Consider the following 26,871-nt stretch of genomic DNA (forward strand, 5'->3'; position numbering starts at 1 on the left):
GACATGCGCCTCGAAAATGACACTTCTCATGAAATTTTTGCCGACAATTTCATCAGAAATCGAGGCAAAAATTTCATGAAGCTCCTTCGAAAAAGTGGCTTCCGCCACTTTTTCGACAGCCTGCCTCCCTTGTTTGTTTTCTAAAGTCCTCTTTGCAGATAGACCATATCCACCAGCTGAACCCCGCACTCATAGATTGGATGGTCGTAGTAGTCGGTGAAAAAATTCCTGACCACATGGTGTCTGCGAAAGCCGCAGGCCTCATAAAACGGGATGGTGGCCGGGCTGTCTCCGGTGCCCGCCTGCAAAACCGAGTACTGCCCCCCATACGTCTTTACCAGGAAGTCAACGAGGGCCCTTCCATAGCCCCTGCCCTGGAATCCAGGCTCCACAGCAATATTTTTCAGTTCCAGAACGCCGGCCCCCTCATCGGTTACCACGCATTCAGCTTTGATTCCGTCATCCTCCAGTACGTACATCGTTCCCCGCTCCAGATAGCGGTCCACCATGTCCTCCTGCTCGTCCGCCAGCAGAAGCAGCGTGAGGTACCGCTTTTTGCCGTTCTCCACTTTCCTGATTTTCATAGGCGCTCCTTACTTTTCAGCATCCGCTTCAGAGAGGCGGCGTCCAGCAGATTCACCGTCACAAATCTGCCCTGATAAAATACCGCCCAGTTATTGAACACGCAGGGCAGATTCTTGGCCTTTTCCAGGGTGTCCACTGGGATGAGCGTACAGGGAACGCCCATGTCCTGGCAGGTTTTCCCCACCAGCTCCACACTCTGGTGGATGTAGGGACACTGCGGGCTGTAATAGACCGTCAGTTCCCGGCCCTCAATCTTCTGCTCCTTGGCATGTCCGGCAAACCGGGGCTTTGTCCCGTCAAAGGAGAGGGCCAGCAGCCGGTAACCGCCCGGGGCGGTGTCCACTGTTTCAAGCCCATATTTCTCCCCAAAGGCCTGGTCAGAGAGCCATGCTTTTTGTTTTTCCGCGCCCAGCATACAGACGCCGGATTTCCCTTTGGCCCTGGCATCGGCCAGACAGTACTCCATCAGCTGCCTGCCGCAGCCCCTGCCCTTGAATTCGCCCGAGACCCACAGGCAGTAGAGGTAGAGGTAGTTCTCCCCCTCCACCGGCACCCAGGCGGTCTCCAGCGGAGCGTACTCGATGAATGCCACGCCCTTGGCGTCCAGTTTGCGGAACACATGGCCTTCTTTCAGCCGCTCTCTGAGCCAGGTGCGCTTGGCCTCCACACCGGGATGGGGCTTTCTGCTGCGGATGATGCAGCACAAATGCTCCTGCGCCAGATTGTCTTCCGTCAGGTTGATAAATTGGCCGTTCACCGCTTGTCACCGCTTTTCGTATACCAGATCCACAATCCCGTTCCAATGCTCCGTTCCCACCAGCGTCAGCGGCAGCTCCTGCGCCAGCTCCGGGAACAGCCGCACGCCTTTGCCCAGCACCGTGGGAATAATCGACAGCCACAGCTTATCGATCCGGCCCGCTCTCAGCAGCTGTCCGGCCACGGACGCACCGCCGCAGATCCAGATATTCCCCTCCCGCTCGGTTTTCAGCTTGTCCGCCAGGGCGGCGGGCTCCCCGTGCCAGAAGCAGACCTCCTCCCGGTCCGCCTCCTGCCGGTGGGTCACCACATAGCAGGGGCAGCCCTGGTAGGGCCAGCTGTCCGGGGCGAGCTCTGTGGCGAGCTGGTGGTAGGTGGTCCACCCCATGACAATGGTATCCACTGTCTCATAAAACGCCGGGTAGCTGCCGGGGGCGTCCGGCTCGCTGCCGTCGCCGGTCAGCCAACTCACGCCGCCCCGCTGGTCCGCGATATATCCATCCACGCTCATGGCGAGATACAAAACGGTCTTTCCCATAAACATCCCTCCTTTTCCCCTATTGTACCCAATGGCCGCAAAAAGAACAAGGCGGAACGAAACATAACAGACGGTTGTCCGGTTTCTGTGCTATAATACAGATAAGCACAGGGGCGCACTGCGCCGCAAGGGAGGGCAGCAAAATGGCATCCCACCGTGATTTTGTGGATTACGTGGCCGAACAGCTGCGGGAGGCGGGGGTTATCCGGGCCAAGCGCATGTTCGGGGAATACGGCCTGTACTGTGACGGGATTTTTTTCGCCGTTATCTGTGACGACCAGCTGTTTGTCAAGCGCACGCCCCAGGGGGAAGAGGCCTTTCCCAACCTGCCCAAGGCTCCCCCCTATGCGGGGGCAAAGGACTATATTCTGGTGGAGGACGTGGACGACCGGGAGACCATGGCCGCCCTTGTCCGGCTCACCTGCCTGGCGCTGGCGCCCAAAAAGCGGTGGGAATAGTCCTGCCTCTCCCCCCCCAGGGATTCCAGCTGCCCCCATTTGTCAGACAGTATGGTATGCTGAATGACAAACGGGGTGTTTTGCTGTCCCGAACCCCTGTCTCCAGGGGCTTCCCGGCGACGGCAAAGGGCCTGCGGCGCTTTGCCGCAGGCCCTTTGCGTGTCGAAAAGCCTCAGTTGAACAGAATCGGCCTGTGTCGGGGCGGGGGAGCGCGAGGGGGCAGCCGCCCGCCTCGCATGGAATCGAATGCCCCGGAGGCCTTGCGCGGCAAGTCCTCCGGCAAGCGAAGCGAGGACTTTTCCGCCGCTGTGCGGCGGAAAAGTAACGGCATTTTGAAAGGCTGTCGAAAAAGTCCAAGGACTTTTTCGACAGCCTGAGGGCCTGCGGCGCTTTGCCGCAGGCCCTCCTTCTTCCCGTTAAAACAGCTGCCCGGGCAGCTTCAATTTCTCCTTCGGCGGGAAATTCCGGTCAAAGGCGTCCGCCGCCGCCTCGTCCACATAGTAGCCCTGAGGCGTGTGGTAGACGCCGGTGACGCCGTCCAGAAACCCCGGCCGGAGCTCCTTCAGCAGGAAATAGGGCGCCGTCTCCGGCTCCTCGCCGCAGCAGATACCCCGGGCGCCTGCCGCCGCAAAGCCGGACCTGCCGTAGAAATCCGGGCTGCCCTCGATGCACAGGGCCCCCGCGCCCAGCTCTTTGGCCCGCTCCATAGACTCGTCCAGCAGCCGCTTGCCCAGGCCCTGGCGCTGGCAGTCCGGGCGGATGCTGATGGGGCCGAAGGTCATCACTGGGATCTCCCGGCCGTCATCGGCCGTGATGGACGCCCGCATATACATGACATGCCCTATCAGCTGCCCTTCCCGCTCCATGACCAGATCCAGCTCGGGCACAAAGGCGGGGTCGTTCCGCAGCACGTGGACCACATAGTGCTCCGTGCAGCCGGGGCGGTACACGTTCCAAAAGGCCTCCCGGGTCAGGCGCTCCACGGCGGCATAGTCTGCGGCGGTCTCTCTGCGAATGATAATCTTGTCTTGTTCCATGATTGTCTCCCCCTGAATATCGTCGGTTCCATGTGGGGAGGCGGGAGAATGACGCTCCGGCCTCCCGGTCAGGGTACAATCTCCAAGGTGTTGTCTCGTTTCAAACAGCATATCTCCTGAATCGAATTTCCGGCGCTGCCGGTACCGTCATCATACCATGTTCCTCCGCCGTCCGCAAGGGCCGCGGCTTGCATTATTTTACCCAGTGGACCACGGCGTCCCGCAGGAAACGGGCGCAGCCGGGAACCTGACTGTCGTAGTAGGCGGTAAACCGCTCGTCCGCCACATACAGCTCCACAATCCCCCGGTGCCTGGCCGGGTCGTACCGGTTCCCGGTGACGGTGAGCCACCGGCGGTGGAGGGCGGCAATCTCCTCTCCCGCCGCTCCCTCCGGGGACAGCCCGGCCCGGACGGCCGCCTCCAGCCGCGCCTGAATCTCCCGGCCCAGGCCGGTCCACGCCCGGTACTGCTCCTGGGTCAGGTTCATCACCGCCGCGTTGGCCTGGTCCATCTGGTCGTCGCCGTATTTGGCGCGGATCTCCGCCCCATAGGCCTCCTCATTGTGCTCCACAGTCCGTTTTTTAAACGCCTCAAACTTCTGCTCGTCGCGCATAATTTCCTTCCTTTCCTCCGCTCCGATGGTGTTTTTCACCGAGCGGATCAGCTGCTCCAGCCGTTCCCGCTCCGCCTCCAGGGCGGCCAGATGGCTTTGCAGGGCGGCCAGGCGGTCAAAGGAGGGGTCATCCAGACATTCCCTGATGCGGGCCAGCCCCACCCCGAGGGCCCGGTAATAGAGGATGTCCTGCAGCCGGTCCACCTCCGCGCCGCCGTAGTAGCGGTAGCCGCTCTCCGCCACCCGGCTGGGCTTCAGCAGGCCGATCTGGTCGTACCAGCGCAGGGTGCGGGTGGTCACCCCGGACAGGCGCGACAGCTCCTGAATGGAATACTCCATGAAAATCCCTCCCTGAGCACAAGCATAGCAGTTGACGCGGCGGCAGAGTCAAGGGGCATTTTCAGTTCCGGCCACTGAGGGTTTTCAGTTCCGGCCACTGAGGGTATTCCGGTTTTCCCCGTCTCACCGGCTGCGCTCCCGGCCCCGGATTTGTCCGGGGCCGGGGCTTCTCGATGCCGTCATGCCTGTACTGTTTTACTGCTCCATCAGCTCCTCTGTCAGCCGGAGAATCTCCGGCGCCAGCCGCTCCCGCTCCCGGCGGGTGATGCGGCCGTACAGCGGATAGGCCAGGCATATGCCGGCAATCCCCGCCAGACCAATCACAATGCCGGGTATAAACAGCCGTCCGCCCCACACCATGGTGCAGCACATCCCCACGCCCAGGACCAGGCAGCCGGAAATCCCCAGCGCCAGCGCCGCCGGCATCCCCTTCCTGGTCACGCTCTGGTCCAGCCGGCGCAGCTGCTCCAGCTTGGACTCCTGTCTGCCGGTGTACTTGTCCCGTATCCGCCGGACCTCCTCCTGCTGCCTGGCAGAATAGGTATATGCAAAGGTCCCGCTGTGTTCCTCATGCGTCATAATCCAGTACTCCTTTTTTCATCCGGCGCAGCTCTTTTACCGCCCGGGCCATCATGTACAGCCCCATGACCAGCACGGCCAGACACACCACGCCGCCGCTGGCGGCCAGCATGATCCGCCGGAAAACGGCCTCATCCGCACCGCCGAAGGCGTTGAGCATGGCCGTCTCCAGAGACAGCATGGACACCAGCGCCGCAGCCAGGCTGATGGCCTTGGCCGCTGACAGCACCGGGCTGTTGTACCGGCGGCAGCGCACCATGTTGATGACAGCCATGGTCATGGTATAGAAGGTATAGGCCGCCATGGCGATTGTTGTGATGGGATGGTGGGTAAAGCCCCGGTTCTGCCCCACCATATAGGACACGATGACCGCCAGCGCCGCGTTCATCGCCGCCAGCGCGCAGCCGCAGCCGAGAAAGAGGCGGTATTCGCCCCGCAGATTCTTCCCCAGCCTGTTCCGGCCCATCTCCAGCAGCAGGGCGCAGCGCATGAGCAGCAGCAGGCCGTAATAGGCGCTCAGGGCGTAGTACCAGACGGAGCGGCTGTGGATTCCCATCCCCAGCTGAAGCAGGGCGTATCCGCCGTTGGCGGCCACGGAGGGGATCAGAGTCAGCCGGGCCCGCAGGCCGGCGTCTGCCATGTACCGGTTGACCCGGGATTCCTTCCCCGCCAGCCGCCGGACGCCCCGCGCCAGTGCGGGGATTCTCACGCACACCAGCGTGAGCCCGTAGGCCGAGAGCGTATAGGCCGCGTACACCCCCGGGCTTCCCTCCTCTCCGGCCAAAAATGCCCAGAGCAGCGCGGCCGCCGCCGCGGACGCCGTCAGAACAACCAGCGCCGGATGGGGAAAGAACAGCTTACGCAGTATTATGTTCCGGCCCTTGCTCATCCCGATCCCTCCGCAGCTTTACGGTAAAGGTGCTGCCCACGCACACCTGGCTGGTCACCGAGATCTCGCTTCCGGTAATGTCGATGATCCGCTTTACCAGCGCCAGACCCAGCCCGTTCCCCTGGGTGGCATGGGAGGTATCCCCCTGATAGAATTTGTCGAATATCCGCCTGCCCGTCTCGGGCGGGATGCCGCACCCGGTGTCCGACACCTCTACCACCGCCAGCTCTCCCTCCGTCCTCAGGCGAAGGGTCACGCGGCCCCCCGGCTCGGTAAATTTCAGGGCGTTGGAGAACAGGTTGTTCCACACAAGGCCCATCATCTCGCTGTCCGTGCGCACCAGCACGCCGGGCTGGACGTCCGCCTCAATCTCGACGCCCTTTTCCTCCCAGAGCGCTTCAAAGCCCAGCAGGCACCGGCACAGCTGCTCGCTCAGGTCGAAGGCCTGGGCCTGGGGGAAAATCTGCTGGTTCTCCAGTTTGTTCAGCCGCAGGATATTGGTGATGAGGTCGGCCAGGCGGCGGGACGCACCCTCGATGGCCCCGGCGTATTCCACCCGCTCCTCCTCCCGCAGGCCGGGCTGCCGGAGCATGGATGCGTAGTTCTGCATAACCGACAGGGGCGTTTTCAGCTCGTGGGACACGTTGGCGATGAAGTCCGTCCGCAGCGTCTCGGTGCCCGCCAGCTCCTCCGCCAGCTTATTGAAGCAGGCGATGATCTCGTTGAACCGGTTCTCCCCCACCAGGCTGTGGATGGGCCGCAGCCTGACGGTGAAGTCCCCCTGCATGATCCGCCGGGCCCCCTCGGTGATCTGCCGGACCGGACGATCCACGGTGATTTTGCGGCGTATGCTGTCAATGACCGTGCAGGCCAGGCTGAGCAGCAGAATGTTGCCGAAGGTCAGCTTTGCCGCCATGCTCACGTTCTCCTCCGTCAGCGCCAGGTCGACGCGGTGGGACAGGGCGTTGAGGAAGAGCAGCATGGAGCAGGTGATGACAAAGGCCATCAGCAGGAAAAAGAGCAGATAGCGGTACAGCGCCATCAGTGCCGCCCGGACCTTCCCCTTCATTTCAGCACCGCCTTATAGCCCAGGCCGTGGACGGTGACAATCTCAAACGCGCCGCAGGCGGCCAGCTTGCTGCGCAGCTTGGTCATATACACGTCCACCGTCCGGGGGCCGGAGGCGGTGTCCACCCCCCAGAATTCGTCCATGAGCTGGCTGCGGGTGAAGGTCTTTTTCGGATAGGACAGGAGCTTGTACAGCAGGCTGAACTCCCGGGCGGTCAGGGAGATCTCCTCCCCGTCCAGACAGGCCGTGTGCTCGTCGGCGTCCATCACAAAGCTGCCCACTTCAATCTTCCGGCTGGCGGCAATCTTCGCCCGGCGCAGCAGCGCGCCGATGCGCAGCAGCAGCTCGTCCAGGTCGATGGGCTTGACCATGTAGTCGTCCACCCCCGCCCGGTAGCCCCGCTGCTTGGCGGTAAAGTCGTCCCGGGCGGTCATGAAGAGGATGGGGATGTTCTCATTGAGGGTGCGCACCGACTGGACAAATTCAAAGCCGTCAATGTCCGGCATCATAATATCGGACACAATCAGGTCAAATACCGTCTCATACATGGCGTCGTAGGCCTCGGAGGCGCTCAGGCACCCCACGGCCTCATAGCCGTTGCGGTTGAGAAAGGCACACACGCCCCGGTTGAGCGCCTTGTCGTCCTCCACCACCAGGATTTTAAACATGAATACCCCTCCCATATGCGGCGTTCCGGAGTATGATACCATGCAAATGTTAACGTTTTGTTTTCATCCGCCCCCTTCCGGCAGAGAAGTTTTCTTCTCAGCCGCTTTTGACTAAGACGGCAGACGGGGACGGCATACGCGCCGCCCCCGCCTGCTCACCGGTCCTGCTCCCGCCGTGCCTGTTCTCCCGCCAGGCGGGCCCGGGCCTCCTCCACGCTCTCCCCCTCCCGGGTGAAGAAGCGCTCCACGAAGGCGTCGGAGACCTTCTGAAAGCCGTCCACGGTGCCCCGTTCCACCCGCTTGTAGCCGTCTACCACGCCGTCCTCTATCTTCTTGTAGCCCTGGACCACATGTTCCGCGATCCGCTCGTTTGCCCGGGCCAGCTTTGACTCTTTCATCGAAATACTCCTTTCATCAGTACCTGATCCGGTTTTTGCAGAGAATTCCTATTACAACCGCCGCCGCCCCGGCCAGCGCCGCGGCCCCCGCTGTCACGCAGAGGATGGGATTCGCCTTCATTTTTCTCATTACTTCAGCCCCTTTACCGCGGGAATCAGACAGAGCAGCAGGATAATTCCCACAATTCCCACCGCCACGCCGCCGGTCATCATGCTCCAGACCATGGTCATGCACATGCCCACGCCCAGGGCCAGCGCGCCCGCCGCGCCCAGCAGGACGATGCCCACCGTCCTGGCAGAGGGGGCCGCCACCACGGGTTTTCCAGCCATCCTGCGGCGCACCAGCGCCATAACCAGCAGCACGGCCAGTCCCGCCGCGCCCAGCACCACGCCCTGCTGGAAGGCGTCCCACGCGGGGATCAGCGCCATGCACATGCCGAGGGCAAACAGGATTCCGCCCACCGTGGCGAAAATCAGAGAGACGAAGTTCTTTTTTGACATTTTTATACCTCCATTGTTGATGCAGTGGAATCTTCCCCTGCCTGATGACCGTATTGTAGTTCCTCCGTGTTGCCGTGTGTTTCCCGTTTTGTTAGGGTAATGTTTAAAAATCCGCCGTGTCCCAGAGCGTTCCGCTGGGCGGCGGCGTTGGGCCTTCACAGCCTGGCGGCTGTCCGCAGCTTCTTGCGCCCGCTTATTTGGATCCCCTTTTCAGACAGTGATTTTCCCGCAAAATACCGGCAGGGCCTGGTTCCATAAGGGAACCAGGCCCTGCCGGCCGTTATGCCGCGTACTGCGGCAGACGCGCATTGGATTTGCCGTTTGGTTTTTGCATCAGCCCGCCGTATCCTCGCCGGGCTCTTCGGCGATCACCGGTTCAGCAGGTGTCAGATCGGACATCTCGGGTTCCAGCTCCTCGCTCTCGCCCGCCTGCTCCATCAGAGAAGCATCGCTCCACTGCTGCAGCTGCTCCGAAGTCGGGCTCTGGGCGATGGTCAGACCGGTGATGTCCAGGCCGCTGCCCACGCTGCCGATGACCCGGGCCGCGTCTTCATCCTGCTCCTCACGCATCATATAGAGGTCCTCCGCAGTAAAGGCGTACAGCTCGCTTCTGGCGCTGGTGGCGTAGTAGGTGCCCGAGGCGGGATCATAGGCAAACTCGGTGCTGGAAGGAACAATGTTCAGCCCGTCGATAAAGCCCAGGAACGTGCATTCGCCGGTGTTGAAGTTGTCGATCTGGTACAGGAAGTTCTCGCCCCAGTTGTTGCACAGGGCAATCACCTTGCCGTCGGCGACAGTAACGCCGTACACGCTGCCCTGGTTGACCATGCCCTCCTCAGAAGGCATGACGGCGCCAGAAGGCTGGTTGTCCCCGGACGTGCTCAGGTTGGGCACATAGTACTGGAATACGTACAGGCCGCTGGCCAGATAGACCGTCTGGGTATCGGAATCATAGGCCATGTCGCAGAAGGAGATGACGTAGGCGCCCAGCTCGCCCAGGAAGTTCTCCTGGCCGCCGTTCAGCGAGCGGCGGTAGAGCATAGCGTTGCCGCCCTCATTGCGGATATAGTAGATAACTTCATTTTCCACGTCAATGTCCATACCAATCACGTTGCCGGGGTTATTGATGTCCATGACGGTCGTATAGGTACTGGGGGCTTCGGGGTTGAAGATGACCAGGCCCTCGTCGGTGATGGCGTAGGCGTCGGTATCCGCGACGGACTCCACCACCGTGAGCGTGCAGCTGTCGGTGTAGCTTCTGCCCATGTTGTCGTCGGCGGTGACGGTGATGGTGGCCGTGCCGGCGCCGACGGCGGTGACAACGCCCTCGACCACCGTGGCAACTTCCGGTTTGTCCGAGCTCCAGCTCAGCGTATGGGCAGCGCCGCTGGGCTGGACCTGAGCGGTCAGGGTCATGCTCTGGCCGGAAAGCATCTGAGCGGCATGGGTGTTCAGCAGCACGCCGGTGATATACCCGCTCTCCGGCAGATCAGCCGCGTCGGGGATGGCGCACAGCAGACCCAGATAGGCGTCCGCCACAGTGCTGGCGCCGTTGATGAACAGACCGATCTTGCCCAGGGATGCGGTGGAATCCACCTCCCCGTTCTCGTCCAGCTGGATCATGAACAGGCCGTCATCTGTGGACCCACCCCAGTTCTGCTCGCCGGCCGCCTTCAGATAGAGGCGGTTGGTGGCAAAGTCATAGGTCATCTGGGGTCCGTAGCCGCTGGTCACATCCCCGTACTGATACGCACGGACGGAAGCGGCCACCGTTCCGACGCTCTCGCAGTGGGCGGCGTCGCCGCTCACCGTCAGCTTATAGACATCCGCCAGGCTCTCAGCCCCCTCAGACCCGACGGCATACATGGTGCCCTCGCCGTCGATGGCCAGGGTGTTGACCATGGCATCCACCGTGGCCACCTTGGTCAGTTCGCCGGTCTGGAGGTTCACGGTCATCAGGTCGCTGTACTTGGGCACGCCCCGGTAGCCGTTCGCATAGTCATAGAAGGTCTCCACGCTGGAGGTCAGCGCATACATGGTTCCGGTGGAGTAGTCAAAGGCCATATCCACCACCTTGTCGCCAAGCAGCGGCAGGTTCCAGCTGCCCAGGACGGTGTAGTCCATGGGGGCGCTGGCGGACACCCGGATGAAGGTGCCGTCATACTCATAGGCGTAGAAATAGCCGTCATAGTATTCGCCGGCGCGGATGTTGTAGAGGTCCGCCACACGGGTGCCGACCACGGTCTGCGCGGGGGCGTAGTCGGGAATGGTGACCCAGAAGTCCCGGTACCCGGTGGCCGAATCATAGGCCAGCAGGGCGGTCAGATTGCCGCCGGAGGCCAGGACGGTCACGTCCACAGTATCGCTGTACTGCGTTCCGTTCCTGTCGGTCAGGGTGACGGTGATGGTGGTTTCACCCTCGCGCAGGCAGGTGACCTTGCCGAAATTGTCCACGCTGGCCACCGTGGGATCGCTGGACGTCCAGGTCTTGGCCTGAACGGTGGGCCGCGCGGGATTTGTTTCGGCGGTCAGCTGGATGAAGCCGCCCACCAGAGCCGTGCGGGTGTCCCCGCCGGTGAGCCACATGTCCTCCACAGGGATAAAGTTGGTCTCAGGCTCCTTGCCCTCCTCGGGGATGGTAAACATCACGGTCTGTTCCACGCCGCCGGAGCTGGCCACGTCGCCGATGTCGTAGATATTGGCTCTCACCTGATCAAGGCCGTACTCCAGGCCCGTGAGCACCACCAGGTACAGGGGGTTGTTGGTGCCGCCGGCAGAGGGATTCCAGTAGATGTTGCCGGTGTTGTAGTCGTAGAGCATGGAGCCGTAGAACCAGAACTCCGCCCCGGCGGTGCCCACATTGGTGCACACCATGGTATCGGGGTCGACAATGTACAGGTTGCCGTTCATGCTGGCAGTCAGGATAATGGCGTCCCCGTCCTGGCAGATGACGCACATGGCGGTCATGACAGACTCGGAGGAGGAGGTGGAGGACTCGAACTGGAATTCACCCAGGGAGTCGATCGCGCCGGTATCCATGTCGATGACGCACAGGCCGCCATGGGTCAGGTCGACGCCGTACATCCGGCCGGTGGTGTAGTCAAAGCTGATGTTGCCCACCTCGATGCCGTCGGTGAAGCTGAACTCCTCCGGAGCGCCGATGCCGGTGACCACGCCGTTTTCGTCCAGCGTCACCTCGGAGCGGTAGACCGCGGTGCCCTGATAGATCACGTCGTCAATGGTGCGGCTCTCATACTGAACGGTGTACAGCACGCCGTTGCAGTAGGTGCCGCCCTGCCACATGGCCTTGGTCTCCACGCCGTCCACGGTTACGATGGAGTCGCCCAGATGGGTGATGCTTCTGGGGCTGGTATCGCTGTAAGTGATCCACTTGAGCTGGTTGCTGGCGTTGGTCTCATCTGTGACCACATAGCCGTACATATGCTCCTGGGACGGAACCACGGTGATGGAGCAAGTCTGAGTAACCTCATACCACTCTGTAACATACTCCCAGTTTCTGCTCTCATCGCTGTGGGAGCCGTACACCTGCGCTGTGGCCGTGATGCTCGCCGTGCCGGGGGCCACCGCAGTAATGCGGCCTCTGCTGTTCACCGTGACCACATCGGGATTGCTGCTCTCCCAGGTGATCTCCTGGGCTTTGGCGTTCCAGGGATTCCAGGCCACGTCGAGATACGCGCTCTTGCCCTCCAGGAGGTAGGTCTCATAGGGGCTGACGGTGAAGTTGGAGGGATCAACGTCCAGCTCGAACAGGTCGGACTCCAGCTCCGTAGGCACAAACAGGGCGGAGGCGCCGGAGTGGCCCATGCTGCCGATGACCTCCGCCGGGCAGTCCGGCTGGCTGGGATCGATCGTCAGCACTTCGCACAGGTGGCTGTAGGTGTAGCCGTTGGAGCTCTGGCTGTGGGCCGCCCAGTAGATCACGTCCTCCTCGTGGTCATAGCACATGGACTGAACCACATTGACCCCTGCGTAGCCCGCCAGGCCGGTGAACTCGGTAATCTCCCGGATGCGCGTGCACGCGCCGGTATCGGGATCAATGGTCCGCAGCACGCCCTCGGTGTCGATGCCGTAGAAGATACCGTCGTCGCTGATGGCCAGCGTGACTATCTCGTCGCCTTCCTCCAGGCCGGTGATGGGCGTCTTCAGGAGATCAATGTAGCCATTCTCATAGAACTTGAGCTCGTACAGGTTGGCAGAGCCGCTGTACTGGCCGGCGGGAGTGGTGTTCCCATCGTAGGTCCAGCCCACGGCGAACAGCCGGTCGGGGCCGTCGGCGTCGTACAGGAGGGCCATGTCGTACAGGGTGTTGAAGCCGGCCTGTCCCTCGGCCTCAGCGGAGCTCTCCAGGAGCATCTGGGACTCCCAGTAGGTGCCGTAGGGAGTGAGCAGCACGATGTCGCCGTCATTGCGCTGAGCGATAATCCGGCCGTTGACATACTCGCCGGAGAAATAGGTGGCGGTGCTGAAGGTCTCGTTGCGGGCATCGCTCAGATCGTCTTTTTCCACGCTGAACCAGCCCTGCTCCACCGAGGAGATGTCGATATTCTCGCTGCCGTACAGGCGGCCGCTGTCAAGGGGCTGCACCTTGGGATTGGTCAGGCCGGTCTCGCTCTCCAGGGAGACTTCCAGCTCGGTCTCGTTGCAGGCATAGTCGCCCACAATGATGGTAAAGTCGGTGCCAAAGCCGGTGATGTTGAACGCCTGCTCATAGGGCTCGCCGGGCGTATAGTCCGCACCAGGCTCGAACTTGCCCATGATCTCGCCCTCGCGGGAGATGAAGATGACGGCTGCGATATTCTGGCTGTCGTACAGATCCAGGGTCAGCGTCACCACGCCGTTTTCCTCGTCCACCTTCAGGGCGCTCTCCAGATCGTCCACATTCCGGATCTCAGGGGCCTGGGTGTCCAGGGTGGCCTCAAAGGACCAGCTGTCGTCTACAATGCTGTCGCCGTCGTCCAGCCAGGCGTCCACCGTGTATCTCACGCGGGTGCCGTCATCAAGGGTGTTGCCCTCCTTGTCAAGGCCGGTCCAGACAGCCTGCTCGTCGGCGGTGGCGTTGTAGATGTAGAACGGCACCACCATGCCGTAGTTGTCGCTGTAGTAGGTCTTGATGTTGTACTCCGAGTCAATCTGGAAGTACTCCTCGCCGGTGTCCACATCCGTGACCGTAAAGCGCAGCAGCCTCGCGTTGCGCAGCAGGCCGAAGTCGATCTCGTTGAGGGGATTGACGTAGGAGAAGGCGTTGTACTCGTCGCCGCTGCGCTGGCTGGCCCGGACATAGGGGTTGGTGCCCAGCTGGCTCAGGTAGGTGTACACCGCGCTGTCATACAGGCTGGTCGTGCCGTCCACGCCGTCAAACACGGGGGCGGCGGACCAGTCGCCGTAGAAGCCCAGGATGGGCATGGTCAGGTTCTGAGCGGCGTCACCCTCCACGTTCTCCGCATACAGGTAGCCCTCCACGAACATGCCGTTGGGGAACTGGGACAGATACTCCATGTCGCTGTCCGTCAGGGCGATGGTGCAGATGAGGGAGGTAGTCTGGCCGGGTCCCACGGTGATGCTGTCCTCCGTCCCGTCGATGGTGGCCAGCATGTCCACTTCCACGTCGCGCTCGGCGCAGTAGCGGACCATGATGTCGACGTCGTCCATGTCAACCTGGCCGTCCCCATTCACATCCCGGTACTGATACCGCTCGTCCGTCTCGGGGATCGCGTCCTCATCTCCCTGGATGGACAGCATCAGCAGGCGGGCGTCCGCCGTGGTAATCCAGTTGTCGCCGTTGAAGTCATACTTCAAGCTTCCCAGGCCCAGCACGTTCACCTCAGCCTCCAGCGCATGGGGCCGGTTGCCGATGAGGCCGTTTTCATAGGTCTCGGTGATCAGGGAGGCGTCAAAGGTATAGGTCTTGGCCTCGTCAGAGATATTGGTGATTTCGAAGGGAAACGCATATCTGCCGATGGAGTTGTCGCCAATCTCGGCCTTGGGCCGGCCATAGGCCGCGTTGGCGTTGGACAGGTACGCGCCGGCTTCCGTCGCGCCCACCAGGTCCACCAGGCCCGCGCCCTGCTGGCGGGGGGAGTACTCCATATCATCACTGTACATGATGGGGTTGGCGGTGCTCATCAGCAGGTTGGCGGCCAGCTGCCAGGTGGATTCACCCTTTTCATAGCCCTGCTCACGCAGATACTGGTTCAGCACGGCCATGGCGCCCGCCACCTGAGGAGAGGCCATGGAGGTGCCGCTCATGTAGCCGTAGTAATCGCCGGCGTAATCAGGATCCCGGGTGGAGTAGATGTTGCCGCCCACGCCGGTGATCTCAGGCTTCAGCGTCAGGTTGGAGGCGGAGCCCCAGGAGGAGAAGTCGCTCATGGAGGTGGCGGTGATGAACTCGATGGGGCCGTCGTCGCTCACAAAGAGGGTATTGGCCCCCTGCTCCGCCTGCTCCTTCAGGAAGAGTCCGTCCGACTGGGTGATGGACACGCAGGGGATGTTGGACGAGCCGGTGTTGATCTGCATGTTGATCACGCCGGTGGTGTTGTTGTACACCACGCAGGCCACAGCACCCTTCTCCTGGGCCAGAGCCTGCTTGTCCGGGAAGGACACGCCGCCGCCGCGGGACACCACGACGATCTTGTCTGCAACGTCCACGTCCGCATAGCTCTCCTCATCGCCGTAGCCGTTGAGGAACACGAATTCAAACGTCTGCCCCTTCAGGGTTTCGAACAGGCCGTTGCCGGAACCGGCGCCGGTGTCGTTGTAACCGATGTTCCGCTCGTTCACGGTGAAGTAGTTCTGGGTGACCGCGTTGTTGTTGGCGGAGGCCACGCTCAGCGCGGCGTAGTAGGTGCTGGGGGTGCCCACCAGGCCCACGTCGGGGTTGCCGGCCAGGGAGTACCCGCCGAAGTTGTTGTTGTAAGCGTTGTTGGTGTCGTTGCCGGCGGCGATAACCACCTGGATGCCGGCCTTCTCCAGCTTATCAAGGATCTCTATCATGTTGGCATCGTCGTCGCAGTAGCCGGCGGCAGAGCCCAGAGAGAGGTTGGCCACGTCCGCACCCAGCAGCACGCAGTCCTCCATGGCGGCCATCACGACGGTCCAGTCAGCGCCGTTGCCGGAGAACACCTGCATGACCAGCAGCTGGGCTTCAGGGGCCACGCCCACCACGTCGGTGCTGTCCATTTTGTTGGCTGCGGCGATGCCGGCCACGTGGGTGCCGTGGTCGCTGCCCGCGCCATTGTGGGACACATCCGTTGAATTGGTCGCGTAGTTATAGATGTAGGGAACCTTTGTGCTGTAGTAAACGTTGTGCGGCACCACCGTAGACCCGTCGGACGCGTTCAGCTCGCCGCTGTTCCAAAGCTGAACGACCTCATCCTCCGTCATGGAGTCCTCGGTGAGCTGGTCGGCATCCAGCGGACCAAAGCTGGGGTTGGTCAGCAGCAGGCCGGTGTCGATGATGGCGATCCGCATGCCGCTTCCGGTATAGCCCGTCTCATTGAGCTGGGTGGCGCCGATCATGCTGGTGGCATTTCCAGTCAGGGGGTTGAGCTGATCGTCCGTCTCGGGGATATGGAACTTCGGCGAGACATAGATCCGCTTTACGCCGGGGATCTCCGCGATCTTCGCCTTGCTCTCATAGGTGGTGGTCACGGACAGGCCGGTGCTGGCCACCGTATAGGTGTAGCCGAACTCCACGGGAGTTCCGTCCTCCACCGTCTCAAGGATCTGCGTTTTCAGCTCCTCCAGAGCGGCCTCCTGCTGATCCTCATAGGAGCGCACGGAGCTGGTGCCGTCGGCGATCTCGTCGGCGGAGTAGCCCGCGTCCAGCAGGGAGTTCTGCTCCAGTTCGACCACAAAGGTCACCTGGTCGTCCGCCTCAGGCTCGTTGGCGACTTCGGTGTCGGAGGTGCGCTCTCCGCTCTCCTCCAGGCCCTCCTCAGTGACCTTTCCGGTGCCCTCGTTGACCGTACCGGTAATGGCGACCCCATCGGAGGGCTGGGCGTCGTCGCTCACGGCGGCGCCGTCATTATCGCTGACGATGAAATCCCCTTCTGTTGCCGAGAGCGACAGGCCGCCCCCGGAGCTGTCAGATCCGCCGGCGAAATTGCCGCTGGTGCTGCTTTGAGCGACAAACCCGCTGCTCGGCCCTTCTGCCGCCTCCGCGGCAAGCGCTGTCGGCACAAACGTCAGCGTCATGGACAGCGCAAGCAGCACAGACAATACTCGTTTCTTCATACGCTTCATAATCGTTGCCCTCACTCCTTCTCAGCTGTCTCAAAGCGGTAGATCATGGTGGCGATCTGCCCGCGGCTTGCCGTCTCATGGGGCAGAAGCATGGAATTGGAGCCGCCCTGAACAATTCCCTCGGCGACCGCCCAGGACATGGCCTCGCTGGCAAAATCGCTGATCTGATCCGTGTCTCCAAAGGCGGTCAGGTCCGCCCGCGCCGTGGTGTCCCGGCCGGTGAACTGGGCATAGCGGTACAGGAACGTGGCCAGCTGCTCCCGGTCGATCAGCACGTCAGGGGCAAAGGAGGTCTCGCTGACGCCATTGGTGATGTCGTTGCCGGAGGCCCACAGCACCGCGTCGTAGTAGAAGGCGCCCGCTTCAATGTCGGTGAAGGACGCGGAAGCGCTCACCGCCGGAGAACCGGCCATGCGGTACAGGATGGTCACCAGCATGCTCCGGGTAGTCCCGGCATCCGGGGAGAAGGTGGTGGAGCCGGTTCCCAGCATCAGGCCGTTTGCCACCACGTAATCCACGCCCTCGTGATACCAGAGGTCGGTATTCACATCGGTGAACACCGCGCTCGGGCACTCGCCGTCAGGATGAGGCTGGTCGCCGCCAGGCGTCTCCTCATCGGGGATGTCGGTCTCGCCGCCGGGCCGGTCCGGATCATAGGGCGGGGGAATTACAGGCGAGCCGCTCTCCACCGTAATGCTGGCAACGGGATGGAGGGAGAGGGGCACGCCGGTCAGATAGCTTTCACCGCTCAGATAGACCATTGTGCGGCCGCCCTGCAGGGCGCGGAAGTTCAGGGTAAAAATGGTTCCCTCCGCCGCGCTGACATCCGCGGCAAAGGCCACTACCACCCGCCCGGACGTATCCGGGTTGACCTCGTACTCCAGCGTTGCGCCGCCGGCCCATGCCTCGCCCTGCTCCGCGCTGACATACTCCAGGGCGTTGCCGTCATAGCTGATCACCAGCTTGCCGTCGGTGACATTGTAATTCGCATCTGTAACGTCGATGTCCAGCGCGATTGTATCTCCGACCTGGGCGCTTTCCACCGTGTCAAACACGATAACGCTCGGACCGACCGCTGCTGCGTACGTGCCGGGAAGAGAGCATACCAGCAGCGCCATCACCAGGCATGCCAGTCCCCATTTTCTCAACTGTCGTCTTTTCTTCATGGCTCCTCCTTAAACATTTCTTTTTTGATGTCGTGCCCTTTCATACCACACAGATCCTCAGAATTTTCACTTCTCCCTCCTGTCGACCGCATAATTGCTATGTACTTCCACCGTGCTCATCCATCCCTGCGGGGCGCCTCTCCAGCCTGGCAGGCGGCCCGCTCCAAACCGTGATCTCTCCGGGAAGGAACAATATAATGGTGTCGGCATTTTTGCCGACACCATTATATTAGCATATTGAACACACTTATGCAATTCTTTTTTGCTTTACCGTGATAGTTTCTGTAAGTGCTATTCCTGTTTTTCTCATAATTACTATATTTTACTTTCTCACAAATTCTCTGCCGGTATAAAAATTCCCTGGACGATATGACATCGTCCAGGGAATTTTTATACCGATTTCAGCATCTCCAGGTAGGCGATCAGCGCCTCCAGTGTCTCGATACAGACGGAATACCTGCGCCGGTCCTCGCTTTCCCTCATGATCAGTACCTCCGCGTCGCATAGGTTCCGCACGTCACGGCTCACCGTGCCCAGGTCCATCTGGAGTTCCCGCGCGATCTCGCGGGTGGACATGGGCCTCTCCCGCAGGGCGAACAGGATCTGGGCCCGGGCGGCGTTGCCCAGCAGTCTCAGCGCCCGAAGCTCCCAGGACGCGACGCCCTTCCGGCTGTCATCTTCGGGCAGGCAGCCCACGCCGATGTGGAGACAGACGCTCTTCCGCCCGGCGTCATACTGCGACACCCGATACTGACAGTCCAGATACCGAAGCGTGAAGTAGATGTTTTCCGCATCACGGGCCACCTCCTGTGGCCAGTGCTTTTCGATCTTCGCAAGGGACTCCGGCTGGGTGAACTGTTCTTCCCATTGCCTCAGCAGCGGCTGCGCCCGTTCCATCCATGGCATGAGTCTCTTTTCCATATACGCCGCCGCCGGCAGGAGAAGCGCCTGCAGCCGCTCGGTGTAGGACTGGAAGTTCGTCAGAGCGTCCAGCAGCTTCCGCTGGTATTCAGCCGGGACGAGCAGCCGGCGGATCTTTTGGTCCAGCGAGCTTGTCCGCTCATCATCACTTTTGTCGAAGTCCAGGGTGTATTTTCCAATGTGCACCGGGTATTTGTGGTCGCGCTGCAGCTCGCGCCACTTGTTCTGCAGAGAACTTATTGCACTGGGTATGTCCCCGCAGTCGAAGTCCATCTTCAGATATGCCATGCTGCGGGCAAGGCACGTCGTATCTTCGCTTCCATCCTTGATCTTAACTTTCTCAAAAAATAGCTTCAGCTCAGGATCCTGCAGATCAATCTCTTTCTCGAGTGCGTCTATGATATGCTGCATCTCTTCCGCCGGGATCCCATATGAACCGCCCGCCGTCAGTTTCTGCGCCGGAACACGGTTGACCACCGCATACAGCAGCTCCACAGTTTCCAACAGCATATATGGTCCCGGGAAAGCGCGTATCAGCATTGTTCCATCCCTCCCATGCAAGAGTTTCTTATCTAAATTATTTTATCATGTTTTTCTTCCATTTGGTTGATTTATAAAATATTTTGCAATTTTTGTGTGAAATGACGAACTTCCCTTTTGCAGCCCGCAGCTTGAGGTCGCAAGTCTCTTCTGCGGCCTTTTCTGCTCTCTTACGAATCTATCGCGCCCAAAGGCGTGGGGCGCCGGCCCCTCTTTCCCTGCGGTCCGCGCTCCATCCTGCCGCGCATGAAGCCAGCAGCCCTTGTTCCGCATGGTTCCTTCCGCAGGCGCTTACATTAAGCGGACCGCGATACCTCCTTCCTTTGCTGCTGGGAAAGAAGAGAGGGAACGGGTCTCCCCATTCCCTCTCAAAACGTTCTGACATATGGACTTTTTCTTGGCCGAAGCAGCGCTTCAGCAGGCCCTCGAAAGCCTTGCCATGGCGGGCCATACCCCATGGGCCAAGCCCCATGGGGACCCCGCTGATTTTATCTGCTCGGGCGGAGTGAATCCGCCCGGCATCGAGGTTTTGGCTCCGCCAAAACGCTCGGTGACGAGCCCCGCCACGGAACAGACGCCCCCGGCCATTGGCCGGGGGCGTCCTGTGTTCTCTGTCAGATTAGCCGAAGTAGCGCTTCAGCAGACCCTCGAAGGCCTTGCCGTGGCGGGCCTCGTCGCGGGCCAAGCCGTGCGGCTACGCCGCCCGGCGGCGCAATAACAAGATGGGGCGCAAGGGTTTGAAGCCCGTCAGCCGGGACACCTGTTGTTCTGAATTTTGAAAAAATCCATGTGTGAAAGGACCCCTAAAAATAGATTTTTAGGAGGTCACTTCACAATGGCAAAGCAGAATGACACGGGCGTGTATCAACTTCCAAACGGGAATTGGGCTTACCGCTTCACCTTCACGGTGGAGGGCAAGAAGAAAAACCGAAAGGGCACCAAGGACGAGTTTGGGAATCTGCTCACCACCAAGCGCGCCGCAATTCTGGCGCGGGCGGCGGCGGTCACCAGAGAACAGGAGGAACAGCACAGGCAGGCCCCCGTGACGCGCAAGACCTTCCAAGAGGTTTACAAGGAATACTGCGAACAGGGGCGGAGCGGCAAGGCATATCAGACCATCCGCAAGCAGGACAGCATTTGGAACAATCACCTTTGCGCCAAGTTTGGGCGGCGTTACATTGATGAAATCAGCGTTGCAGAGGTCAACGACTATCTCGCTCACCTGTATTACACAGAGGGCCGGGCCTACAAGTATGTGGAATCCTTCTTAAAAATGTTCTATTTGATTTTCGGGCAAGCCTATTCCCGCAATTATTTGGAAGTAGACACCTACAACAAACTCTGCGTGAACAAAGATGTCAGAATCCGTATGCCAAAAATGAAGGTGGACGAGGACGCGGAAATCGTGGCCTTTACCCCGGACGAGGTGGCGCGGCTGGATGAATACTTCAAAGGCACAAATGCGGAAACCGCCTATCTGCTGGGGCGCTGTTGCGGCCTGCGCATTAACGAGTGTTACGGCCTGAAATGGGAAAACATTGATACCAAGCGCGGGACAATCACCATTGACAGGCAAATGCAATACCAAGAGGGATTGATTAAATTGGTGTCCCTCAAAACCAGAAATGCCCGCAGAACGGTCTACATGAGCGACAAACTCAAAGCCTATCTCCGACACTTGGAGCGGGAGAACAAGGCACAGGCGGCGGCGCTGGCCGCACAGCGGGCACAAAACCAGACCTTTATCACGGACATTGACGGCAAGCAAATTTCCTCATTGGAATTGGTGAACACCCTGCCGAATGGGAAGATTCAGACGGTCAACTCCATGAAGTATCACTCCAAGACCATCAAGGCCAAGTTTGGAATCAACTTCAAATTCCACTACTTGCGCCACACTTACGGGACACGTCTTGCAGAGATGAACACCCCCACCCACATTCTCTGCAATCAGATGGGACACGCGAGCGGCAAGGTCACGGAGCGTTACTATCTGGCGGTTTCCAAACCGGGAATTGAAGTCTTGACACACAATCTAAACGCCATGTAACATAATGGGAGAAATGGGGGCGTGACTATGTGGGATTTACCAGACCTGCCGCTTGCCTTGGTGATGGAAGAACTTCTTGAATGGGAGAAGAAACCCGGACAGGAGAAGGACGCGGAACGGGAAACAAATACCAGCGACACAGAGAAGTGACAGGAGCGGCGGCGGGTCTAACTCGCCGCCGTCCTCTTTTCCATGCTGTCGAGCGGCGGGCCGCTCACTTGTTCAGATCCTTCACGGCCTCTGCAAGCGCCTTTTCCATCGCCTCTTTTGCGGCGGGCCGCAACTGCTTTTCCATTGTCTTGTTGTCGGGCGGTGTGTCCTCTGGCAAATAGCGCCGCAACACACGGCGCAAGGCGGCGCGCTGTTCGTCGTATTCCTTGCCCTTGCGTCGTTGCTGGTTGTATGCCTCCATAGGATTGGATGAACTGCCGCTAAATATTTCGGCCATGATTGTGCGGCGCTCTGCGATTCCCATTTCCCAGTCAAAGGCAAGGATAATATCATCTATCATTCTATCTCTATCAGTCATGCTTGTTGCCCCCCCTCTCCTTGGTTTCTGGTATCAGATTAACTTTCAGTTTTGCCCTGCGTCTGTATATCTCCGCCGGGAAAAGCGGCTTACCATGATACCCCACGGAATAGGGATAAGGCCGCGTCACGGTGATATACTCTTTTTCTTCCGGGTCGAAAATATAATTTATCATAAATTGATACCTCTTTCTTTTTTGATATTGGTTTCCGTTTGCGTTCTGACACTTTGGTAACGCGCCCGAATGTTCTAATAACCTTGTAATAATGAACTTCCGGGCGCGTTTCCAATGTCCCCGCGCTCACTTGAAAACCCTCGCATAATGCCCTTTGTAGAGGCGTTTTATCAGGCCGTTTTCTACAAAGGAATCAATATTCCTTTTGGTGAATCCTTGGCTGGTCAACTCCGCCGTTGTCCACTTGTCGCCTGTCAAGTCGGCAAACCGTTTTTCAACGCGACGGCGGCCTTTCTCCGCGTTGCTCTGGCGGTTGTAGGCCGCCATATCGTCTTTTATGGAGCGGTTGGGAACAATCTCCACATCTCTTTCAAAGTCGATGGTGAAGGAATATTCCTCGCTCCCCATGTCCCCGGCGAAGGGGAAGGGCGCGGCCCCGTCCTTCAAAAACTGATACACCCATTTCACCACGGCCACGCGGACGGCTTTTGGAACGGTCAGATAATAGGGCGCGTGGTAGTACAAGCGGAGCATGGCCCCCTGCATGACTTCCACCATGTCCCAGCGGCGGGCGGCTCTCCATGCGTCCAGATAGTCCACCAGCGGGGCCGCCCATGTTTCCCACGACATAGGGACGCCGGTATAGGTTGCGCTGTGTTCGTCCACCTTGGCATAGTAGCACCAGAGGCCCCGCGTGTTTCCCGGCACTTCCAGCGCCGCGCCGAAGGACACCATTTTTTCATGGCCCTGCGGCCACATCATACGGTTTAGCCACCGCTGGGCGGTTTCGGTTTCGGAGGCGGCGGCGAACGCCTCTAACTCCTGTTTATCCGACGCGCTCACCGCCGCGAGCGTGAACCGCTGGGCAAGTATGTGGTATTGCAGTTTGGCCCGCTGACTGCCGCCCAAACGGAAAATATCATCGGTCAGGAATTTCACCCGGTAGGGATATTTTTTGTAGTCCTAAAACACGGCCTGATAAAACCGCTCCTTTTGGTAGGTCTGGCCGTTGTAGGCAATCAGGTTGACTTTGCGCCCCGGCCTCTCGCTGATGGTATCAGGGCCGACGGCGTTTTTCTCCACCACGCGGCGGGTCTGCTGGGCCGTGGCCCAGCAGATCGGAGCGCCACGGAACAGGAGCGGCGCGGCGGCGCTCTCGCCCTCGGCCCCTCCCGCTCCTACATGGTGGAGCGGGACACACTCTTTTGTGTCGAGCGGGTCAGAGGCCGTTTTCTCCTTTTCATCAATCACGCCTTACCCTCTCCCCGTCAATTCCTCGCGGCTGGCAAAGAGAGTTTCAAAGGCGGCCTTGCCGTTGTCGATTGGCGCGTCCTTGTAGCCAAGGAAAGCACCCTCACGGTCACAAATGCGGCTCACCTTCACAAACCGCCTCACGCGCCCTGCAAGGCGCTGTGTGCGCTGTTCGTAGGTGTCCCACTCCCTTCCCTTTGGCTCTCGGTATTGCTTGTCAAAGGCAAGGATAATCTCCTTTGCGCCCGCTTGAATCAGCATGGCAAGGTGGCTCTCACTGGCCCCGAAGGTATGAGAGGCCACGGCGAAGGGATAGCCGTAGGCATGGGCGAGCATAACGCTCTTTGCGCCCTCGAAAATGATGGCCTTGCCGCTCTCCCGAATGGCCTCTTTTGCCTTGTGCAAGCCGTAGAGGTTGCGGCTGTTGGGGAAACTCCAGCATGGCTTTTCCTTGTCCCGATATTTGCCCTCTTTCCATAACGGCATATACTTGGACTTGGGCGCGTAGTGAATGGCCGCCCATGCGCTCTTCCCCTCTATCCACTCCCCCGGCTCATAGCCGAAGATTTTCCGCATTTCCTCCTGTGTCGGCGCGAAACTGCGCTCATACAAGCCCACAATTTCCCCGTTGATATTGTGGTGTGGGAGAATGATTGTCCCCCGCTTGGGATAGTAGGCAACATTAAAGTCAATCAACTGTTGGAGCGGAATCCCGTCGCCGCCCTGTGCCTTTGGCAGATGCCACTTCAACCGGGAAAGGGTTTCGGTTGTGGTATCAAATTGGGAATAGAGGTCGGCAAGGATTTTCGGGTCAATGCCCTTTACCATATCCACCCGCATATCAGGGTCAAAGGCGTGGTAAGTAGTCGTGCCGCCGCTGGCTCCCGGAATCACGTCGGACAAGTCAATCTCTGCCTCGTCCATCCATTTCTCAATGAACTGCTTGCCCTCGTTGGGATTGTCTGTCCCCAGCACCTTGCACACCCATGTGTGCAGCAGCATGGTTTTGCCGCACTCGCTGAAACAAGTGATTTTGTGCGTTTCCGGGTCAAAGACGGCGTTGTGGTGTGTCCCGCCGTGGCAGAGGGTCAGCACCTTGATACAGTCCTTTCCGCCGCAAGTCCCATGCTGTGGTTCGGCGTTCATGGCCTCAAAGAAGGAAAAGAAATCGTCCTCGGTCAGACAGTCCAGCTTGTCCTCATAGGACGGCTTTTCATCAACAAGGAACGGTAAATTCTAAATATTCTGCATAACTGCATTTCTCCTTTTAGTCATAATTTAGAGAGGTTTCAAGAGGTTTTTCCCCCTCTCTCACCTTCTATATATATTATACCATAAAAATATTTTTCAGTAAAATCATCGAAATGGCGCTGATTTTAGAGTGATTTTATAACATTTTTCCGATAATCAAACAGACCACACACAAGGCGAGCGGAGCAAAAGAAAAGGAACTCCCTCGCAAAATTTTTTCGTGGGGAATCCTGCGCGGCCCCTGCCGCTGGGCGGCGGAATCCTGTTGCCCTGCCGCCGCTCCCCCGTGGGCGGCGGGACACCGGGGGATGGTTTTGGGATTTTAGCAGATAAAAAGGCCGCGCCCCGTCTTTTTCGGGAGTTTTCCCGACCGCTGACAAAACACGGAGAACACGACCGGGAACGGAGGAAACGGCGGCGAACTGCATGAAATCGGCGTTGAAACGCTCTATTTTCCTCTGTTACGCGGTGAAAACGCTTGAAATCTCTGCGTTTCGCCGCTGAATCAAGTGAAAACGAAGGAAAATGACACGAAAACGGCGTGAAATCATGCGTTTCACGCGTTTTTCAGTGAATCTACCGCGTTTTCCCGTGTGCGGCGGCGTTTCCAATCATTTTGGAGAAATTTTGTGAAAGGTCTTGACAATATATATATATATATATATATATATGATAGATTGTACGAAATACTGGCAGATTGCACAGTGTCCGTACATTTTTTGTTTGTTAGGAGGAATTTCTATGCGTATCATATTGGACACGGACAAGAAAACCATCACTGTCCCTTGGAACTATCAGCAGAAGTTGGAAGAATACAATGCTATGGTTATGGAAATCTCTGGCGACGCAAGTAAGAAAAAGACATTTAAGAGTTACATTGACGATATTTGGAAAGAGTGCATGGAGGACAGCGATAAGCACTTGATTACAGGGAAGAAGCCCTCTACCTCCCCTGCAAAGTCCAAACAGGCTCCATCGTCCAAAGGCTGATATGGGCGCGTCAAGAGTGACCCCGGCGGAAATCGTGGAAATGTATCGCCTGTATGCCAAACTGGGCAGTTATGCGGCGGTAGGCCGTGAGATGGGGCGGAGCGGCTCCACGGTTGCAAGGTACATCAAAATGGAGGGGACACCCCCGATTGTCAAGCACACCTTTTCGGAGGTCGTGCGGGAAGGAGATAAGACGAAATGAAAAGAGTATTGCCGCTGATTCTGGCGGCGGCTCTCATGCTATCACTGGCAGCTTGCGGCGGAGGTCAGGGGAATAATGAATCAAGCGAAACAGCGGGATTGACAAATGAACAATGTATTGGTACATGGGAATGGTCATTTGAGGATTCACCCGATAAAACTAATTTTGGGGGAGCAGAAACGCTGGAATTGAGCGATGGCGGAGTTGGAAAAGGAACTGGCCCCGCGGTCAGTGATGGTTCTTACTACCCTTTAACTTGGGAAATAGAAGATGATATATTAAAGATTTCGTTTACGGCTGACCCCCTGACTGGCGCATTTTATGTAGACGGCGACACCATGACAAGCACTGATGGCGGCTATGTCTACCTAAAAGTAGATTAACAAACGAAAACAAGGCTGAGCATAGTGTATCATGCTCCGCCTTGTTTATTTCAATAGGGTATACCCAAGTGACATATTGAAACAGCGCCGCTTTTTGTGTCACACGAGTTATTTTCTTGTATTTGAAATATTTCAAAAACATAAAATACCCTATTGACATACTTTCGCCTTTGTGGTACAATGATACAAGAAAGAACGAAAGGGGTGTGCGGCAAATGCGGGTTGGGTATGTGCGTTGCTCCACCATCGAGCAGAACGAGGCGCGGCAACTCAAAATGATGGAGGAACAGAAGGCCGAAAAACTGTTCATTGACAAGGCGAGCGGCAAGAACACAGACCGCAAGGCGTTCAAGGAAATGATGAGCTTTGTCCGGGCCGGGGACATGGTTATTGTGGAGAGTATTTCCCGTATCGCCCGCAACACCCGCGACTTGCTCTCCATCGTGTCAGAACTGACAGAGAAACAGGTGGAGTTTGTCAGTCTGAAAGAGAACATCGACACCACCACCCCACAAGGCCGTTTCATGTTGACAGTGTTCGGCGCTCTGGCGGAACTGGAACGGGAGAACATCTTGGAGCGGCAACGGGAAGGAATCGCAATCGCCAAGGACGCGGGCAAGTACAAGGGCCGCAAGCCCTTGGAGGTGGACGAGGCGCAATTCAAAGACGCCTGCAAGCGGTGGAGGGCCGGGGAGATAACGGCCACCGCCGCCATGCA

Annotated in this window: 26 protein-coding genes; 7 read left to right on the forward strand and 19 right to left on the reverse strand. The window is 59.0% G+C overall.

The annotated features are described in order from the left end of the window. Positions 1–140: 140 nt before the first annotated feature. From QZY67_RS07010 to QZY67_RS07020, 3 genes are read right to left on the reverse strand one after another with little or no spacing between them, the layout of a single operon-like run. Entirely contained in the window at positions 141–584 is a 444-nt protein-coding gene (locus QZY67_RS07010; protein WP_294534957.1) for a GNAT family N-acetyltransferase, read from the reverse strand. After that, on the reverse strand, positions 581–1,342 hold the full coding sequence (locus QZY67_RS07015) for a GNAT family N-acetyltransferase (protein ID WP_295369354.1): 762 nt from the start codon (positions 1,340–1,342) through the stop codon (positions 581–583). The genes QZY67_RS07010 and QZY67_RS07015 overlap by 4 nt, the downstream gene beginning before the upstream one ends. A gap of 6 nt (positions 1,343–1,348) precedes the next feature. Then, positions 1,349–1,879, reverse strand: coding sequence for a dihydrofolate reductase family protein (locus QZY67_RS07020; protein WP_295369356.1), 531 nt, complete (start codon positions 1,877–1,879; stop codon positions 1,349–1,351). A gap of 143 nt (positions 1,880–2,022) precedes the next feature. On the opposite strand from QZY67_RS07020, the gene QZY67_RS07025 reads away from it, so the two are divergent. Beyond that, a complete protein-coding gene (locus QZY67_RS07025) occupies positions 2,023–2,337 on the forward strand; it encodes a TfoX/Sxy family protein (protein WP_295369357.1) in 315 nt (104 codons plus the stop codon). Between the two features lie 416 nt (positions 2,338–2,753). On the opposite strand, the gene QZY67_RS07030 is transcribed toward QZY67_RS07025, so the two are convergent. The 11 genes from QZY67_RS07030 to QZY67_RS07080 form a co-directional block, all read right to left on the reverse strand. After that, positions 2,754–3,374, reverse strand: coding sequence for an N-acetyltransferase (locus tag QZY67_RS07030; protein WP_295369359.1), 621 nt, complete (start codon positions 3,372–3,374; stop codon positions 2,754–2,756). 193 nt (positions 3,375–3,567) lie between these two features. Beyond that, a complete protein-coding gene (locus QZY67_RS07035; RefSeq protein ID WP_295369360.1) occupies positions 3,568–4,326 on the reverse strand; it encodes a MerR family transcriptional regulator in 759 nt (252 codons plus the stop codon). Positions 4,327–4,521: 195 nt separating this feature from the next. After that, complete coding sequence (locus QZY67_RS07040; protein ID WP_294534939.1) at positions 4,522–4,905, reverse strand: hypothetical protein; 384 nt, start codon at positions 4,903–4,905, stop codon at positions 4,522–4,524. Beyond that, positions 4,895–5,794: a hypothetical protein gene (locus QZY67_RS07045; RefSeq protein WP_295369362.1), complete on the reverse strand. Its 900-nt coding sequence runs from the start codon at positions 5,792–5,794 to the stop codon at positions 4,895–4,897. The genes QZY67_RS07040 and QZY67_RS07045 overlap by 11 nt, the downstream gene beginning before the upstream one ends. Further along, positions 5,763–6,863 carry a HAMP domain-containing sensor histidine kinase gene (locus QZY67_RS07050; RefSeq protein ID WP_295369364.1) on the reverse strand — a complete coding sequence of 367 codons (1,101 nt, stop codon included), beginning with the start codon at positions 6,861–6,863 and terminating at the stop codon, positions 5,763–5,765. The genes QZY67_RS07045 and QZY67_RS07050 overlap by 32 nt, the downstream gene beginning before the upstream one ends. Beyond that, positions 6,860–7,531: a response regulator transcription factor gene (locus tag QZY67_RS07055; RefSeq protein WP_295369366.1), complete on the reverse strand. Its 672-nt coding sequence runs from the start codon at positions 7,529–7,531 to the stop codon at positions 6,860–6,862. Before QZY67_RS07055 ends, QZY67_RS07050 begins: the two co-directional genes overlap by 4 nt. Positions 7,532–7,686: 155 nt before the next feature. Further along, positions 7,687–7,929: a hypothetical protein gene (locus tag QZY67_RS07060; RefSeq protein WP_295369368.1), complete on the reverse strand. Its 243-nt coding sequence runs from the start codon at positions 7,927–7,929 to the stop codon at positions 7,687–7,689. Between the two features lie 129 nt (positions 7,930–8,058). Continuing rightward, positions 8,059–8,430 carry a hypothetical protein gene (locus QZY67_RS07065; RefSeq protein WP_295369369.1) on the reverse strand — a complete coding sequence of 124 codons (372 nt, stop codon included), beginning with the start codon at positions 8,428–8,430 and terminating at the stop codon, positions 8,059–8,061. A gap of 333 nt (positions 8,431–8,763) precedes the next feature. After that, positions 8,764–16,695, reverse strand: coding sequence for a S8 family serine peptidase (locus tag QZY67_RS07070; RefSeq protein WP_295369371.1), 7,932 nt, complete (start codon positions 16,693–16,695; stop codon positions 8,764–8,766). 11 nt (positions 16,696–16,706) lie between these two features. Continuing rightward, positions 16,707–17,861, reverse strand: a complete 1,155-nt coding sequence (locus QZY67_RS07075) for an S-layer homology domain-containing protein (RefSeq protein ID WP_295369373.1) — start codon at positions 17,859–17,861, stop codon at positions 16,707–16,709. 390 nt (positions 17,862–18,251) lie between these two features. Continuing rightward, on the reverse strand, positions 18,252–19,322 hold the full coding sequence (locus QZY67_RS07080; RefSeq protein ID WP_295369375.1) for a winged helix-turn-helix domain-containing protein: 1,071 nt from the start codon (positions 19,320–19,322) through the stop codon (positions 18,252–18,254). Between the two features lie 835 nt (positions 19,323–20,157). Between QZY67_RS07080 and QZY67_RS07085 the strand changes: the two genes are divergently transcribed. Both QZY67_RS07085 and QZY67_RS07090 read left to right on the forward strand, forming a co-directional pair. After that, positions 20,158–21,372, forward strand: a complete 1,215-nt coding sequence (locus QZY67_RS07085; protein WP_295369377.1) for a site-specific integrase — start codon at positions 20,158–20,160, stop codon at positions 21,370–21,372. 21 nt (positions 21,373–21,393) lie between these two features. Continuing rightward, a complete protein-coding gene (locus QZY67_RS07090; RefSeq protein ID WP_295369378.1) occupies positions 21,394–21,522 on the forward strand; it encodes a hypothetical protein in 129 nt (42 codons plus the stop codon). Positions 21,523–21,586: 64 nt separating this feature from the next. On the opposite strand, the gene QZY67_RS07095 is transcribed toward QZY67_RS07090, so the two are convergent. From QZY67_RS07095 to QZY67_RS07115, 5 genes are all read right to left on the reverse strand, one after another. Then, positions 21,587–21,901 carry a hypothetical protein gene (locus tag QZY67_RS07095; RefSeq protein ID WP_295369379.1) on the reverse strand — a complete coding sequence of 105 codons (315 nt, stop codon included), beginning with the start codon at positions 21,899–21,901 and terminating at the stop codon, positions 21,587–21,589. Then, entirely contained in the window at positions 21,894–22,076 is a 183-nt protein-coding gene (locus tag QZY67_RS07100) for a hypothetical protein (protein ID WP_191540311.1), read from the reverse strand. Before QZY67_RS07100 ends, QZY67_RS07095 begins: the two co-directional genes overlap by 8 nt. Positions 22,077–22,202: 126 nt before the next feature. Further along, positions 22,203–23,015, reverse strand: coding sequence for a type IV toxin-antitoxin system AbiEi family antitoxin domain-containing protein (locus QZY67_RS07105; protein ID WP_191540312.1), 813 nt, complete (start codon positions 23,013–23,015; stop codon positions 22,203–22,205). Between the two features lie 24 nt (positions 23,016–23,039). Next, the gene (locus QZY67_RS07110; protein ID WP_191540313.1) at positions 23,040–23,327 is read right to left on the reverse strand and encodes a hypothetical protein; all 288 of its coding nucleotides are present in this window, start codon (positions 23,325–23,327) and stop codon (positions 23,040–23,042) included. A 3-nt stretch (positions 23,328–23,330) separates the two neighbouring features. Continuing rightward, positions 23,331–24,473, reverse strand: a complete 1,143-nt coding sequence (locus QZY67_RS07115; protein WP_295369383.1) for a hypothetical protein — start codon at positions 24,471–24,473, stop codon at positions 23,331–23,333. Between the two features lie 846 nt (positions 24,474–25,319). On the opposite strand from QZY67_RS07115, the gene QZY67_RS07120 reads away from it, so the two are divergent. The 4 genes from QZY67_RS07120 to QZY67_RS07130 all read left to right on the forward strand — a co-directional run. Further along, complete coding sequence (locus QZY67_RS07120; protein WP_191540654.1) at positions 25,320–25,568, forward strand: hypothetical protein; 249 nt, start codon at positions 25,320–25,322, stop codon at positions 25,566–25,568. Position 25,569: 1 nt separating this feature from the next. Beyond that, positions 25,570–25,770: a helix-turn-helix domain-containing protein gene (locus QZY67_RS11955; RefSeq protein ID WP_191540655.1), complete on the forward strand. Its 201-nt coding sequence runs from the start codon at positions 25,570–25,572 to the stop codon at positions 25,768–25,770. Beyond that, positions 25,767–26,153, forward strand: coding sequence for a hypothetical protein (locus QZY67_RS07125; RefSeq protein WP_191540656.1), 387 nt, complete (start codon positions 25,767–25,769; stop codon positions 26,151–26,153). Before QZY67_RS11955 ends, QZY67_RS07125 begins: the two co-directional genes overlap by 4 nt. A 215-nt stretch (positions 26,154–26,368) precedes the next feature. Next, positions 26,369–26,871, forward strand: a 503-nt coding sequence (locus QZY67_RS07130) for a recombinase family protein (RefSeq protein ID WP_295369387.1), incomplete at its 3' end; no start/stop codon positions are given.

This window comes from uncultured Pseudoflavonifractor sp. (genome assembly GCA_904419835.1).
Lineage (GTDB): Bacteria > Bacillota > Clostridia > Oscillospirales > Oscillospiraceae > Pseudoflavonifractor.